The following is a 254-nucleotide window of genomic DNA, read 5'->3' as shown; positions in this document are numbered from 1 at the left end:
GAATTTAAGTCCGCCGCCGATTCCGTCGCCCTGTCCTCAGTAACAGCCCAATCCGCTGCCGACGACGCCCGTGCGCCGCGTCTGGCGGCCTTCGCTCAGCCGGTGCGCTTCGAGCGTCAGGAGTCCTAAGCCGTGACCATCCTCAACCAGATCGCCTACAGCGGCGTGCGTGCCAGCCAGGTCGCCCTGGCCAGCACCGGGCAGAACATCGCCAACGTCAACACCCCCGGTTTCTGCCGCCTGCAGACCATCAC

The 254-nt window shown here is 66.1% G+C and carries 1 protein-coding gene; it reads left to right on the top strand.

Annotated elements, in window-relative coordinates; genetic code table 11:
- Window positions 1–132: 132 nt before the first annotated feature.
- On the top strand, window positions 133–254 hold a 122-nt coding region (locus tag NDO48_RS30635), incomplete at its 3' end, for a flagellar basal body protein (protein WP_416377234.1).

Source organism: Aminobacter sp. MET-1, assembly GCF_026521175.1.
Classification (GTDB): Bacteria; Pseudomonadota; Alphaproteobacteria; order Rhizobiales; family Rhizobiaceae; genus Aminobacter.
The sequence above is the reverse complement of the archived record's forward strand: the minus strand, read 5'-3'. Positions and strand labels throughout refer to the sequence as shown.